Consider the following 13,849-nt stretch of genomic DNA (forward strand, 5'->3'; position numbering starts at 1 on the left):
TGTGCCTCCGAGCAACATTGCCGTAATGAGGAAATCATCATCTTTGACAGTTGCATCGTCAATAGGTCGGCCGACACACGATGAGGTTTCCATCAAAACTGCGATGGTCATGGACACCCGGTTAGACTCGGCCCATGCCCACCTCAGCCCCGCCCAGCAACCGGTTCGAGCGACGCCGCGCCGAGACCCGCAGGGCGCTCGTCCGCGCCGCCCGGCAGATACTGGCCGAGACCGGTGACACCAGCGCCAGCATCCAGGCGATCGCCGAGCGCGCGGATGTCGGCTTCGGCTCCTTCTACAACCACTTCGAGTCCAAGACGGAGCTGTTCGAGGCAGCGGTGGTGGACGCTCTGGAGGAGTTCGGCGAGACCTTCGACGAGCGGCTCCACGGAATCGACGACCCCGCGGAACTCGTCGCGGCCGGCTTCCGGCTCAGCGCCCGGATGGCCACGTCCCACCCAGAGCTCATGCAGGTACTGCGCCGCCGCGGCCTGGGCCACCTCCACTCGGACAACGGCCTGACCTCCCGGGCGCTGCGCGATCTTCAGGTGGGCATCGGCTCCGGCCGCTTCACCACGATCGAGCCGGTCGTCGCCCTCACCGCACTGGGCGGGACCCTGCTCTCCCTGGTGGAGCTGCGGTTCGCTCGCCCCGATCTGGACGGCGACGAGGCAGCCTCGAACCTCGCCGAGATGGTCCTGCGCATGCTGGGCGTCCCGTCGAAGGAGGCCCACGAGGTCGCCCGGCGCCCGCTGCCCGACCTGGGCTGAGGAGTCGACACCAAAGGAAGGCACCTCTCACCTCCCATGCCCCAGCCGCAGACCACGCGCACCAAGCGCGCGAACCCGTGGGGCGCGACGGCGCATCCTCGACGCCATGGTGGAGATCGCGGTTACGAGAGCACGTCCCTCGCGGCGGTCAGCGCCAAGTGCGGCCTGCCCGCCGGCTCCTGACGCCTCAAGCGCTCCGGGCCGCGGCGTTGGACCCTGCGGCGTCGTCGGGCCGGAAGGTAACCCTCCGGCCCGAGAAGCGGGCCGTGAGACCGTCGGCCGTGGTGGTGACCGAGCGCAGCTGCAGACCGTCGGGGATGTTCCGCAGCTGGATCGGCTGGTTGAAGACCTTGTCGAGCAACGCACTCCCGGCGGCAGGCAGTGCACCGCCCGTGACCTCGAAGTCCCTGAAGGCGATGCGGTTGCCGGAGGCGGCCGTGACGGTTGTCGTCACAGTGGCCTGTTTCCCGAGGGGGAGGAGGAGCGCCGCGCTCACCTCACCCGGGCTGTTGCCCTGGGAGACCTCCAGGCCCAGAGCGCTCGACACGTCCGTGTACGACAGGAAGGCGGACGCCTCAGCGCTGCGCGCACGAGCCTCGCTGTCGTCGTCGGACTTCGTCAACCCTTTGAGCTGGAGGGAGAGTTCGGTCACCGGCAGCGGACGGTCGGTCCCGTGGGCCGGTATGTCGTGCGCGGTGATGTCCACGTGGCGCAGGGTGCCTGAGGCAGCCTGGGTCAGGACGGGGAAGCCACGGACATGGACCTGCGGTGGCAGGGGCGTGTCCATGCCCTCCTGGAACGCCTTGGCCGTGCGGGACTCGATGCGCGCCGCCACCACCCGGTCGACCGCGACGGGAACGAGGGCCAGCGCGACAAGGGCGGCGGCGAAGGAGCCATGTGCCCGCATGCCTCGATGATTTCGGTGCGCGTCGGCCGGACCAGGTCGCGCGCTCGGTCGAACCCGCTGATGGGGGTGACCTGGTCCTCGGTTCCCCACGCCAGCAGGATCGGAATGCCGAGGCTGCCGGTCCGCCGGTAGAGATCCTCGCGGCCGGAGATCGGGTAGTTCTGCAACGTGGAGAAGAAGCAGTACATCGACCCCTCGAACCGGTAGCAGTCCGAGATCATGCTGGTCAGGGGTTCGACGAGGGCGGGATCGGAGACATTGCGCCCGAGGTGGCCGAGCAGGATCTTGCGGCCGAAGCGCCGTGCGGCGAAGGAGGCGATCGGGTTGGCCTTCAGTGCACGCTGCTGCAGCGCGGTGTCGGTGGACAGGCCCGCCGGCCCGATGAGCGTGAGCGTCCGGACCGTCTCGGAACGGTCCAGGAGGTAGGCCATCGCGCCCAGCGCACCCATCGAGGTCCCCACCAGGTTCACGGGCGTGTCGATGCCGAGGAACGAGAGCAGCTCGCGGAGCTGGCGCACGAACATCGCCTCGTCGTACTGGCCCTGCGCGCGGTCGGAGTAGCCGCGACCGTATGCGCTGAAGGACATTGTCCGAAGCCCCGCGCATGCAGCGTCGGCGCCACGCCGTCCCAGTAGAACAGCGGAATGGTCAGTCCCGGCACCAGGACGGCGAGCTCGCCGGTCTCGGGACCGCGCAACTCGTAGTGCGTGTACCCGTCAGACAGCTCGGCGAAGTCGCCGCGCAGCGATTTCCGGGCGTTCGCGTCGAGTTGGAGAGTCTCGTCCGGCATCACGAAATACTTCATCGGGGTGTCTTTCCTTCGAATGTCTGGAGGGAGCCGGTCGGCAGCCCGACGCCCCGGTCGGGCTGCTCTGTGGAAGGAGGCGCCTGCGTTCGGCTTTGGTGCGGGTCGTCTCCGGACGAACTGCGCGGAACACCGGGATGGCGCGCGGGTGCGCGATGCGACCGCCCCGGTCGGCATGCGCCTGGTCGATGACTGCGGATCTGGATCCGGACGGACACCACCTGCGGCGAACTCGGCCCGACATGGCCCTTTCGACCGTCGTCAAGAACTGGTCGGCCGCGAACATGCAGTCGGATCGAGGTCAGTCCGGATTCATAACGGTTACAGTGTTACCGTTATCTGGCTCGTGTCAAGCGGGCATACTTTTCGGGTGCCAACATCACGAGATCAGACGCGAGGAGATGGGGCGCCGGTGCGACGCTCTCCAGGCCGTCCGCCCGTTCCGCTCGAGCGGATCGTCGACGCGGCGGTGCAGATCGTCGACGAGGAAGGGGCCGATGCCCTGTCGATGCGCACGCTCGCCCAGCGCCTGGGCTCCGGCACGGCCACGCTCTACCGGCACTTCGACAGCCGGGCCGCTCTGGTGGCCCACGTCGTGGACCGCATGTTCGGCGCGATCGAGATCAGCGACGACGAGCTCGCCGCCATGGGCTGGCGGGACGCCTGCCGCACCGTAGTGCAGGCCATGTTCGACGCCGTGAGCCGGCACGAGAACGTGGCACCCCTGCTCGTCGAGGGGATCCCCGTCGGCCCGAACGCGATGGCCGTTCGGGAGCGCTGCGTCGCCGTCCTGCTCGCCGACGGATTCGCGCCCCAGGTGGCGGCGCAGGCCTACGCCACCCTGTCCCGCTTTGTGCTCGGCTTCGCGATACAGATCCGGGGGCACCACGGCGCGGAACAGCCCTCCAGCGACGCCCAGGCGTCCGCCGTCCTCCACGCCGCGGATCCCTCCCTGTATCCCGCCACCGCGGCGGTCGCCGACTGGATGCCGGTGCCGCTGGAGGACGAGTTCCGCTTCGGACTGGACCTCGTCCTCGACGGGCTCAGTCGGCTGCGCGAGGCCGCCTGACCGTCAGTGAGACATGCGGCCGAAGCCGCCAGGGCCAGCGGTGAAGCCGACATAGGTGAGTCCTTCAGCCGCCACCGCCCCGGCAACTGGATGCTGTCGTCGGTGCCCGCCCTCGCAGTCGGAGAGCCAGGCACCGCCATCTCATCCGAGCTCGCGCTTAAGGATCTTGCCCGTCGCCGTCAGCGGGAGCACGTCGGCGAACTCGACGATGCGCGGGTACTTGTAGGCGGCGAGCCGCTCCTTCCCCCAGGCGATGAGTTCGCCTTCGGTGGCGGTGGCGCCGGCCATGGTGACGATCACGGCCTTGATCTCCTCACCGTGCGACTCGTGGGGAACTCCGATCACGGCGATCAGGGAGACAGCCGGATGCTCCATGAAGAGCTCCTCGATCTCGCGCGGGTAGACGTTGAAGCCGCCACGGATGATCATGTCCTTGGCCCGGTCGACGATGCAGTAGAAACCGTCGTCATCCCTCCGGGCCAGGTCGCCGGTGCGGAACCAGCCGTCGCGCAGGACTTCGGCGGTCGCCTCGGGCCGCTTGCAGTAGCCCTTCATCACATTGTGGCCCTTGATCGCTATCTCACCGATCGCGTCCGGGTGACTCTTCACATCGGACCAGTCCTCGTTGACCAGCTTCATCTCCACACCCGGTATGGGCACCCCGATCGACCCGACGCGCGGCAACTCGCCGAACACGGAGAACGCGGCCACCGGAGAGGTCTCCGACAGCCCGCAGCCCTCCAGGATCGTCACACCGAACCGCTCCTGGAAGTCCCGGTGCACCTCGCCCGGGAGGGCTGACCCACCGGCTAGGGCGACCCGGAGGTCGCCCGGCCAGGGCGGCGACGTCGACCGACTCGTCCAGTGCGCCGAGCAGCGCCCAGTACATCGTGGGGACGCCACCGAAGAGCGTCACCCGCTCCTCGGTCATGAGGCGTAGTGCCGCGCGGGGCTCGAACCGCGGCAGCATCACGATGGTGCCGCCGAAGGCGAGGGCGGCGTTCTGGAACACCGTCTGGCCGTAGGAGTGGAACAGCGGCAGCGCGCACAGATAGGTGTCCGGGCGATCCGCCGACGCGTCGAACAGCATCTCGTCGATGAGGGCGTTGTCCCGCATGTTCCGGTGCCGCAACTCCGCACCCTTGGGTACACCGGTAGTGCCGGACGTGTACAGGATGACGGCCGTGTCGTCCTCGTCCGTGAGCACCGTGTCGAATGTGGGCGGCTGTTCGGCCCAGGGCACCTCCCGTGCGGGATCGACGACGTACAGGCCGACCTCCGTCTCCTCGGTCGCCGCGCGCGCGGTGCCGCCAATGGGCAGGCCTGCGGTGAACTGCGGGTGCGGGTCGGTCAGCATCGTCCGGTCAGGTCCTGGATCGTGCCGACGAGCTCGGTCTCACGGGAGTTGTCCATGTGGGTGGCACCGCCGCGGCCGACTTCGCCGGTGTTGATCGCCGCGCCGATGCCGGCCATCACGCCGCAGCCCACTCCGGCGAAGACCATTTGTGACGACGACGTCCATCCAGAAGGCCGGCCTCAAGGGGTGACCGACCGCCCGGCCCGTCCATCCGATCAGTGGCCATGCTGAAGGCGCTCAGTGGATCCGGTCAGGTGGACTCCCTCACCACCAACCGGCACGGCACCGTGTGTACCCCCGGCGCCGCCTCCTCCGCGTCGATCGCCTCCAGCAGGCGCAGTGCCGCGATGCGGCCGATCTCGGCGAGGTTCATGTCGATCGTGGTGAGGGGCGGACGGGAGGCCAGTGCCATGGTGTCCCAGTTGTCGTAGCCGACGACGGCGATGTCGCCGGGGACGTTCACGCCGCGCTCACGCAGGGCGTCCGCGACGCCTCGGGCGATCTGGTCGTTGCCGCAGAAAAAGGCGTCCGTGTCGGGTGCCGTGCGCAGTACCGCGTCGGCGGCACGACGGCCCCACGCCTCGCTCCACTCGCCGAAGTGGACCCGGCCGGTCGAGAACCGCAGAGACGCTGCCTCCAGGTGTTCCACCGCGTGGCGGGCCCGGTCGCGGGCCGCCGCGTGGTGTTCCGGCCCGGTGACATGGGCGATCCGGGTGCGACCGCCGGCCAGCAGATGCTCGATCGCGAGCTCCGCGCCGCCCTGGTCGTCCGAGACGACCGACGTGTCCGTGGGGTCACCGGACGGGGAGAGGGCGTAGACCACGGGTATCGACTCCAGGCCGGTGATGCCCGTGAGCGGTGGACGCGGGTCCGTGCGTCGTCCGGTGACGATGATGCCGTCGACCCGGCGGTCCATGAGGTTGCGCAGGTGGTGCTGCTCGCGGATGGCGTCGCCGCGGGTGTCGCACAGCAGGACGGAGATCTTGCCTGCGCCGAGCGCGTCCTCGGCGCCCAGCAGCACCGGTGTGCTGAAGCGGCCGATGCCGTCGGTCGTCATCAGGCCGACGGTCCAGCTGCGGCCGGTGTGCAGGCTCTGGGCATGCTGGTTGGGGCGGAAACCCAGGGTCGCCACGGCGTCCATGACCCGCTGGCGGGTCTCCGGGCGCATCCGCCCGCCGCCGTTCAGCGCCTTCGACGCCGTGCCCACGCTGACGCCCGCCATTGCGGCCACGTCGGCGAGCCGGGCCCGGCCGGCGGGGAGGGAGTCTGGAGCACCTGCGGCTTGGGTCACGAGAAAACCTTTTTTCTAGGCGAGAGCGGCGCCCACCATCGTGGCAGCCTGCGCACTTGAGTTCCAGCCCAAGAGCAACTTGAAAAATCTCTTGTCGCATCTATTGACCGGACCAAGCCGCTCCCCTCTACTTTCGGGCAGGAAAACGGTTGCTCAAACACGCTTCCCACACCTTCGGAGAGCCATGCCCCGCCCCACCCCCGTCGCCCCTGTGGGCCCCGTCCACCCGGGACCCACCGCCCGCACCGCCCTGCGCCCCGCCACCGCCGGCATCACCGCGGGCTTCTGGCACACCCGGCGCGAGGTCAACGCCCGAACCTCCATCCCGCAGGGCCCGGCCCTGCTGGAGTCGGCCGGAAACCTGCACAATCTGCGGCTCGCGGCAGGCACGGCCGAGGGCGAGTTCGTGGGCGCCTACCCCTTCGTGGACACGGACGTCTACAAGTGGCTGGAGGCCGCCTCCTGGCAACTCGCCCAGGGCCCCGAAGAGGACCTCACCGCCCACGTCGACCGCATCATCGGCCTCGTCGCCGCCGCCCAGCAGCCGGACGGCTATCTCAACACCTGGTTCCAGCTCCGCGAAAAGGGCAAGCGCTACGAGGACCTGCGCTGGGGGCACGAGCTGTACTGCGCCGGCCATCTGATCCAGGCCGCCGTCGCCCACCACCGGGCCACCGGACGCGGCGAACTCCTCGATGTGGCCCGGCGGTTCGCCGATCACCTCGACACCGTCTTCGGCCTGCCGGACAGCGGAAAGCCCCTCGACGGCATCGACGGCCACCCCGAGGTCGAAACCGCACTGGTCGAGCTGTACCGGGAGACCGGCGAGCGCCGCTATCTCGACCTCGCCGAGTACTTCGTCGACCGGCACGGTCACGGCCTGCTCGGCGGTGAGGCCTACTGCCAGGACCGCGTCCCGGTGCGCGAGGCGGAGAACGTCGAGGGTCACGCCGTACGGCAGCTGTACCTGCTGGCCGCCGCGGCCGACCTCGCCACCGAGACCGGGGACGCCGAACTGCGCTCCGCCGCCGAGCGGTTGTGGCACGCCATGACCACCACGAAGACCCATGTCACCGGCGGGCTCGGCGCCCACCACGACGAGGAGGACTTCGGCGACCCCTACGAGCTGCCCAACGAGCGCGCCTACTGCGAGACCTGCGCGGCCATCGCCTCGATCCAGTGGAGCTGGCGCATGGCCCTGCTCACCGGCGAGGCCCACTACTCCGACCTGATCGAACGCACCCTGTTCAACGGCTTCCTCGCCGGGGTGTCGCTGGACGGCGAACGCTGGCTGTACGTCAACCCTCTCCAGGTCCGTGACGGCCACACCGACCCCGGCGGCGACCAGTCGGCCCGCCGCACCAACTGGTTCCGCTGCGCCTGCTGCCCGCCCAACGTCATGCGGCTGCTGGCCAGCCTGGAGCACTACCTGGCCAGCAGTGACGACGAGGGCCTACAGATCCACCAGTACGTCTCCGGCAGTTACAGCGGAGCGGGCGGCACCGTCCGCTGCGAGACCGACTACCCCTGGCACGGCACGATCGCCCTCACCGTCGAGGAAGTCCCGGACGACCGTCCCTGGACGCTGTCCCTGCGGATCCCGCAGTGGTGCCGTGAGTTCCGCGTCCGGTGCGAGGAGCAGACCTACGACCACACGGACGCCCTCGTCACCACGAACGGCTGGCTGCGGCTCACCCGCACCTGGGCCCCCGGCGACCAGGTCGTCCTCGAACTCGGCCTGGAGCCGCGGCTGATCGCGGCCGACCCGCGAGTGGACGCCGTACGCGGCTGTGTGGCGATCGAGCGCGGGCCGCTCGTGCACTGCCTGGAGGGGGTCGACCATCCCGGCGGCGGGCTGGACGACATCGTGCTCGACCTCACCCGCCCACTCGCCGTCAAGCACCGCCCGGACCTGCTCGGCGGGGTCACCACGGTGGTCGCCGCGGGCCACAGGCGCCGTATCCCCGACGCGGGCTGGTGGCCGTACGTCCCCGCCACCGACGCCACTGACAGCGCGCAGTCGGACGGCGATCCCATCGAGCTGACCGCCGTCCCCTACTACGCCTGGGCCAACCGCGACGACGGCAGCATGCGCGTCTGGCTGCCCACCTCCTGAGACTCCCTCCCCCCGTACGACCCGTACGACCCGTACGACCCCTCTACGACAACGAGGTCACCCCGTGATACCCACCCGCCGCACACTTGTCGCCGCCCTCGCCGCCGTCGGCACCCTCGCCTCCCTCACCGCATGCGGAGGCGGCTCCTCCGACTCATCCTCGTCCGGCGCGCCCAAGGGGACGTACACCTTCTGGGACCCGTACCCGCAGTTCGACGCGTCCTCGCCGTGGGGCAAGCGGGTCACCGCGTGCGGCAAGGAGGCCGGGGTCACGGTCAAGCGCACCGGCATGGACACCACGGACCTGGGCAACAAGGCGCTGCTCGCCGCCCAGCAGGGCAACGCGCCGGACGTCATGCTGGTGGACAACCCGGTCGTCTCCACCCTCGTCGAGGCGGGCATCCTCAACAAGACGAGCGACCTCGGCCTCGACACCAAGTCGATCCAGAAGAACATCATCGGCGCGGGCACCCTCGACGGATCGCCCTACGGGGTGCCGATCGGGGCCAACACCCTGGCCCTCTACTACAACAAGAAGGTCCTGGACGCGGCCAAGGTCGACCCCGCATCGATCAAGGACTGGGCCTCCCTCACCGAGGCCCTGAAGAAGGTCAAGTCGGCCGGGAAGAAGGGCATCACCTTCTCCGCGATCAACACCGAGGAGGGCAGCTTCCAGTTCCTGCCGTGGTTCTGGGGCGCGGGCGGGGATCTCACCGAGCTCAACTCGGCGAAGGGCGTGGCCGCCCTCGACCTGTGGAAGCAGTGGGTCGACTCGGGGTACGCACCCAAGGACGTGCTCCAGAACACGCAGACCACCAGCTGGCAGGAGTTCGCCACCGGGGACTACGCCTTCGGTGAGAACGGCACCTGGCAGCTCGGCAACGCCGAGAAGGCCGGCTTCGACTACGGCATCATCAACATCCCCGGGCAGAACGGCGGTTCGGCACCGGTGCCGACGGGCGGCGAGTTCGTCACCGTGCCCGTGCAGAAGGACACCGCGCGCTACGACGTCAGCAAGAAGATCGTCACCTGTCTGACCAGCGACGCGAACCTGCTGCCCACGGACACGGCCCTGACCTACGTCGCACCGACCGCCACGGTCCAGGCCGAGCAGGTGAAGGCCAACCCGAAGCTGAAGCCCTGGGTGAGTGCGGTCGCCGCGGCCCGCGGACGTACGAGCAACGGCCTGGGCACCAAGTACCCGACCATCTCCCAGCCGATGTGGACCGCCGTCCAGGCCGCTCTCTCGGGCGGCAAGAGCCCGCAGGACGCCATGGACACGGCGCAGGCGAGTGCGCAGAAGGGCTGACGCCTCCATGACCATCGCCCGCGTCGACCGTCCACGGCGAACCCAGGCGGTGTCGAAGGCGAGCGGTTCCGGTTCCGTGCCGTCGCGACAGCGACAGCGACGTCGGAGCCGGCTGACCGCATTCGCCTTCGTAGCACCGCTCATCGTCTATCTCGCCGCCTTCTACCTCTATCCCCTCTACCGCAACCTCGACCTGAGCCTGCGCGACTACACGGTCCGGTCGTTCGTGTCGGGGGACGCGCCCTTCAGCGGCTGGGACAACTTCCACAAGGTCCTGGACGACCCGACGTTCGGGCCGGCGATGCGGCACACGATGGTCTTCACCGCCGTGTCGATCGTGTTCCAATACGCCATCGGGCTCGCCCTCGCGGTCTTCTTCAACCGGCACTTCCGGCTGTCGACGGTGCTGCGCGCCCTGTTCCTGATCCCGTGGCTGCTGCCGCTGATCGTGTCGTCGTCGACGTGGTCGTGGATGTTCAACAGCGAGTCCGGGGTGGTGAACTACTTCCTGCACTTCTTCGGCGTCGACCCGGTCGGCTGGCTCACTTCGCCCGACTGGGCCCTGACCTCGGTCATCGTCGCCAACATCTGGATCGGCATCCCGTTCAACCTGGTCATCCTCTACAGCGGCCTGCAAAACATCCCGGCCGAACTGTACGAGGCCGCCTCCCTGGACGGAGCGAGCGCCTGGCAGCAGTTCCGCCGCATCACCTTTCCGCTGCTGCGGCCGGTGTCGGCGATCACGATCCTGCTCGGCCTCGTCTACACCCTCAAGGTGTTCGACCTGATCTGGATCATGACCAAGGGCGGCCCCGGCGACGCCTCCTCCACCCTGGCGACCTGGTCCTACCAACTCAGTTTCGGCACCCTCCTGCCCAAGTTCGGCCCGGGCGCCGCGGTCGGCAACATCCTCATCCTCATCGCCCTGCTCTTCGGCCTGCTGTACGTCCGCGTCCAAAGGAGGCAGGAAGCGTGAAGTCCCGTACGAGCGGCCGACGGCACACCGTCATCGGACTTGTCCTCACCGCGCTGATGCTGTTCCCGGTGTACTGGATGCTGAACGTGTCCCTCACCCCGCAGCAGAACATGCGCAAGAGCCCGCCCGACCTGTTCCCGCTGCACCCCACGTTCGAGGGCTACCGGGCCGTCCTCGACGACCAGTTGCCGTACCTCGGCACAAGTCTGCTGATCGGCCTCGGCACGGTCGCCCTCACCCTCGTCCTCGCCGCCCCCGCCGGCTACTCCCTGGCCAAGCTCCGCCCGCGCGGCGGCGGTGTGCTCAGTCTGGGCCTGCTGATCGCGCAGATGGTCCCCGGCATTGTCATGGCGATGGGCTTCTACGGCATCTTCCTCGACGTCGGCCTGCTCAACTCCTGGTGGGGGCTGATCATCGCCGACTCGACCATCGCCGTGCCGTTCGGCGTCATGATCTTCACGGCGTTCATGTCGGGCATCCCGGGCGAGTTGACAGCCGCCGCCCGCATCGACGGCGCGGGAACCTTCCGCACCTTCTGGTCCGTCGTGCTGCCGGTGAGCCGCAACGCCGTCGTCACCGTCTCACTCTTCAGCTTTCTGTGGGCCTGGTCCGACTTCGTCTTCGCCAACACCCTCGACGGAGGCGGCGACTGGAAGCCGATCACCCTCGGCATCTACCGCTACATCGGCAACAACAACCAGGAGTGGAACGCGATCATGGCCACCGCCGTCATCGCGTCGATCCCCGCAGCCGTCCTGCTGGTCCTCGCTCAGCGCTACGTGGCCGCGGGTGTGACCGCGGGCGCGGTGAAGGACTGAGGCGCCTGTAAAAGGACCTTCGCAAGCAGGCCGCCTCCGGCAGGACACCCCCACCCATCCCCTCTCTTCCGAGGAGAACCCCCTGTCATGAGCCGCACAAGACGCCCCCGAGCCGGGCGCCTCACCGCCGCGCTGGGTGCGACCGCCCTCACGGCCGCCGCACTGGCCACCGCGGTCCCGGCCGAAGCCGCCCCCACGTCCTCGACCACCCTGGTGGTGAACGCCAACCAGGTCCTGCGCCCCGTCACCCACGTGGCGACCGGCAGCCTCTACGGCCTCGCGGACAACAGCACGCCGTCCGACAGCCTGACCAACGCCCTCAAGCCGAACACCTTCGTACAGATGGCTCCGGGCGGCTCCCAGCTCCCCAACGGTGAGCCGAAGCCCGCCGGCGACGCACTCGTGGTCGCCGCCAAGGCGGCTCGCGCAGGCGCCAAGGTGGTCGTCCGCATGCCCGACTGGTACCCAAACTTCCCCTACAAGTGGGTGAGTTGGGGTGACTGGCTGTCGGCGGTCGACAAGCAGGTCGCGTCCGTGCAGTCCTCGGGTGCGACCAACATCTCCGCGTACGAGCTGTGGAACGAGCCCGACTGGACGTGGGACACCACCAACGCGGGCGCCTTCAACGCGGGTTGGGCACGGACGTACAAGGAAGTCAGGTCCAAGGACACGAAGACGCCGATCCAGGGCCCGAGCTACTCGGCGTGGAACCAGTCCTGGATGAGCTCCTTCCTCACCGACGCCAAGGCCAGCGGCACCGTTCCCAACATCATTGCCTGGCACGAACTACAGGGTTCGAAGGACATCGCGGCCCACGTCTCGGCGTACCGCGCACTGGAGTCGAGCCTCGGCATCAGCCCGCGCCCGATCGCGATCGAGGAGTACGGCACCCCCGACGAGATGGGCAACTCCGGCGCCCTCATCGGCTACGCCGCCAAGTTCGAGCGCACGGGAATCCAGGACGCCGAGCTCGCCTTCTGGAACCACTACGGCACCCTCGGCGACACCCTGACCGACACCGGCGGCTCGCCCAACGGCTCGTACTGGACGTACAAGTGGTACGGCGACATGTCCGGGAACATGCTCGTCACCACGCCGCCCGCACAGACCGGCATCGACGGTCTCGCATCCCGCAACAGCGCCGGCAACCAGATCAGCGTCATAGCCGGCGGCTGCACCGGCTCCTGCGCCGTGACGGTCAACGGCCTCAACTCCCTGTCGGCGTTCGGCAGCACGGTGCACGTGAAGCTGGAGTACAGCCCTCACACGGGCCGTACGACCGCCTCTCCCGGCCCGATCACGATCTCGGAGGCCGATTACACGGTCTCGGGCGGCTCGATCACCGTGCCGGCGACGATGAACGCCACCGACGGCTACCACCTGGTGATCACCCCGAGCGGCACGAACACCTCGCTGGCGGGGCGCTACCAGATCACCAACAAGAACAGCGGGCTCGCCCTCGACACCCTGAACGCAGGCACCGCCCAGGGCACCACGGTCGTCCAAGCCACGTCCACCTCCGGCACCGACCAGAACTGGACCCTGGTCGCGGCGGGCTCGGGCCTCTACAAGATCGTCAACCAGAAGAGCGGTCTGGTTCTCGGCATCCAGGACATGAGCACGGCGGACGGCGGCAAGGCCCTGATCTGGGGTGACAGCGGAACCGCCGACCACCTCTGGCAGGCCATCCCGGCCCGCGACGGCTACTACAAGATCGCCAACTACAACAGCGGTCTGCTGCTCGGCGTCAACCAGATGAGCACGTCGTCCGGTGCGCAGGTCCTGCAATGGTCGGACAACGGCACCGCCGACCACCTCTGGAAGCTCACCGCGCGCTAGGGTCCGTCTTCGAAGATCATCGGATGGTGGATCAGGGTGGGGGTGATACCCCGTCATGAACTCACCGACCAGGAGTGGGAGTTACTCGCTCCGCTGATACCGCAGGCCTCGACGGGCCGGCCGCGGGTGTCGGACCGGCAGGTCACCAACGGGACGGTCTACCAGATCAGGACCGGAATCTCGCGGCGTGACCTGCCGGAACGCGACGGGCCGTGGAAGACGGCCTACACCCGCTTCCGCCGTTATGCCCTGGCCGACGTGTTCGCCCCGGTCCTGCAACAGATCCAGGCCCGTGTGACGCGGCCGGTGACATCGACCGGCTCGTCGAGTCCAACCCCACCATCGTCCGTGCCCACCAGCCCACAACGCAGCGGTAGTTACCGGCGCCGTCTGCCTCGAGCCGCGTGGAGTCGTCGACTTGGCCCTGCTGATGCCGGGTAACCGCTAACCCCACGACCAGCGCCAGGGTCGCGGCATCGTCAACCAGGTGCGCCAGGACGGGATCTCCCGGCCCTGCGCGTCCTTGGTCTTCCGGCGGAAGTACTCGCGGTGGCGGTCAGACTTGCCCACCTCCCACACGGCTTCTCAGCCC

General features: G+C 68.7%; 14 protein-coding genes and 1 pseudogene. 8 read left to right on the forward strand and 7 right to left on the reverse strand.

Annotation, left to right across the window (positions count from 1 at the left end):
* Window positions 1–134: 134 nt before the first annotated feature.
* The gene (locus tag OG866_RS01160; protein WP_329331367.1) at window positions 135–770 is read left to right on the forward strand and encodes a TetR/AcrR family transcriptional regulator; all 636 of its coding nucleotides are present in this window, start codon (window positions 135–137) and stop codon (window positions 768–770) included.
* A 187-nt stretch (window positions 771–957) separates the two neighbouring features.
* Here OG866_RS01160 and OG866_RS01165 read toward each other — a convergent pair whose 3' ends face one another.
* Window positions 958–1,608 carry an LmeA family phospholipid-binding protein gene (locus OG866_RS01165; RefSeq protein WP_329331368.1) on the reverse strand — a complete coding sequence of 217 codons (651 nt, stop codon included), beginning with the start codon at window positions 1,606–1,608 and terminating at the stop codon, window positions 958–960.
* Window positions 1,506–2,309 carry an alpha/beta fold hydrolase gene (locus OG866_RS01170; protein ID WP_329343864.1) on the reverse strand — a complete coding sequence of 268 codons (804 nt, stop codon included), beginning with the start codon at window positions 2,307–2,309 and terminating at the stop codon, window positions 1,506–1,508. Before OG866_RS01170 ends, OG866_RS01165 begins: the two co-directional genes overlap by 103 nt.
* A 585-nt stretch (window positions 2,310–2,894) precedes the next feature.
* On the opposite strand from OG866_RS01170, the gene OG866_RS01175 reads away from it, so the two are divergent.
* Complete coding sequence (locus OG866_RS01175; protein ID WP_329331369.1) at window positions 2,895–3,551, forward strand: TetR/AcrR family transcriptional regulator; 657 nt, start codon at window positions 2,895–2,897, stop codon at window positions 3,549–3,551.
* A 141-nt stretch (window positions 3,552–3,692) separates the two neighbouring features.
* On the opposite strand, the gene OG866_RS45175 is transcribed toward OG866_RS01175, so the two are convergent.
* The 4 genes and pseudogenes from OG866_RS45175 to OG866_RS01190 form a co-directional block, all read right to left on the reverse strand.
* Window positions 3,693–4,106, reverse strand: a complete 414-nt coding sequence (locus OG866_RS45175) for an AMP-binding enzyme (protein ID WP_443063632.1) — start codon at window positions 4,104–4,106, stop codon at window positions 3,693–3,695.
* 48 nt (window positions 4,107–4,154) lie between these two features.
* Window positions 4,155–4,908: pseudogene (locus tag OG866_RS45180) on the reverse strand (AMP-binding protein); the annotation flags it as partial.
* Window positions 4,902–5,054 carry a hypothetical protein gene (locus OG866_RS01185; protein WP_329344594.1) on the reverse strand — a complete coding sequence of 51 codons (153 nt, stop codon included), beginning with the start codon at window positions 5,052–5,054 and terminating at the stop codon, window positions 4,902–4,904. The pseudogene OG866_RS45180 and the gene OG866_RS01185, both read right to left, overlap by 7 nt.
* Window positions 5,055–5,158: 104 nt before the next feature.
* Entirely contained in the window at window positions 5,159–6,199 is a 1,041-nt protein-coding gene (locus OG866_RS01190) for a LacI family DNA-binding transcriptional regulator (RefSeq protein ID WP_329331371.1), read from the reverse strand.
* Window positions 6,200–6,383: 184 nt separating this feature from the next.
* On the opposite strand from OG866_RS01190, the gene OG866_RS01195 reads away from it, so the two are divergent.
* From OG866_RS01195 to OG866_RS45185, 6 genes are all read left to right on the forward strand, one after another.
* The gene (locus tag OG866_RS01195; RefSeq protein ID WP_329331372.1) at window positions 6,384–8,315 is read left to right on the forward strand and encodes a glycoside hydrolase family 127 protein; all 1,932 of its coding nucleotides are present in this window, start codon (window positions 6,384–6,386) and stop codon (window positions 8,313–8,315) included.
* A gap of 64 nt (window positions 8,316–8,379) precedes the next feature.
* Window positions 8,380–9,624, forward strand: a complete 1,245-nt coding sequence (locus tag OG866_RS01200; RefSeq protein WP_329331373.1) for a sugar ABC transporter substrate-binding protein — start codon at window positions 8,380–8,382, stop codon at window positions 9,622–9,624.
* A 7-nt stretch (window positions 9,625–9,631) separates the two neighbouring features.
* Entirely contained in the window at window positions 9,632–10,600 is a 969-nt protein-coding gene (locus tag OG866_RS01205) for a carbohydrate ABC transporter permease (protein ID WP_329331374.1), read from the forward strand.
* On the forward strand, window positions 10,597–11,418 hold the full coding sequence (locus tag OG866_RS01210) for a carbohydrate ABC transporter permease (protein WP_329331375.1): 822 nt from the start codon (window positions 10,597–10,599) through the stop codon (window positions 11,416–11,418). Before OG866_RS01205 ends, OG866_RS01210 begins: the two co-directional genes overlap by 4 nt.
* Window positions 11,419–11,505: 87 nt before the next feature.
* The gene (locus tag OG866_RS01215) at window positions 11,506–13,257 is read left to right on the forward strand and encodes an RICIN domain-containing protein (RefSeq protein WP_329331376.1); all 1,752 of its coding nucleotides are present in this window, start codon (window positions 11,506–11,508) and stop codon (window positions 13,255–13,257) included.
* Window positions 13,258–13,299: 42 nt separating this feature from the next.
* Window positions 13,300–13,698 carry a transposase gene (locus OG866_RS45185; protein WP_443063633.1) on the forward strand — a complete coding sequence of 133 codons (399 nt, stop codon included), beginning with the start codon at window positions 13,300–13,302 and terminating at the stop codon, window positions 13,696–13,698.
* Window positions 13,699–13,701: 3 nt separating this feature from the next.
* Here OG866_RS45185 and OG866_RS01220 read toward each other — a convergent pair whose 3' ends face one another.
* A complete protein-coding gene (locus OG866_RS01220; RefSeq protein WP_329331377.1) occupies window positions 13,702–13,827 on the reverse strand; it encodes a hypothetical protein in 126 nt (41 codons plus the stop codon).
* Window positions 13,828–13,849 lie beyond the last annotated feature (22 nt).

Origin of the sequence: Streptomyces sp. NBC_00663 (assembly GCF_036226885.1) — a bacterium.
In the GTDB taxonomy this organism is placed as follows: domain Bacteria; phylum Actinomycetota; class Actinomycetes; order Streptomycetales; family Streptomycetaceae; genus Streptomyces.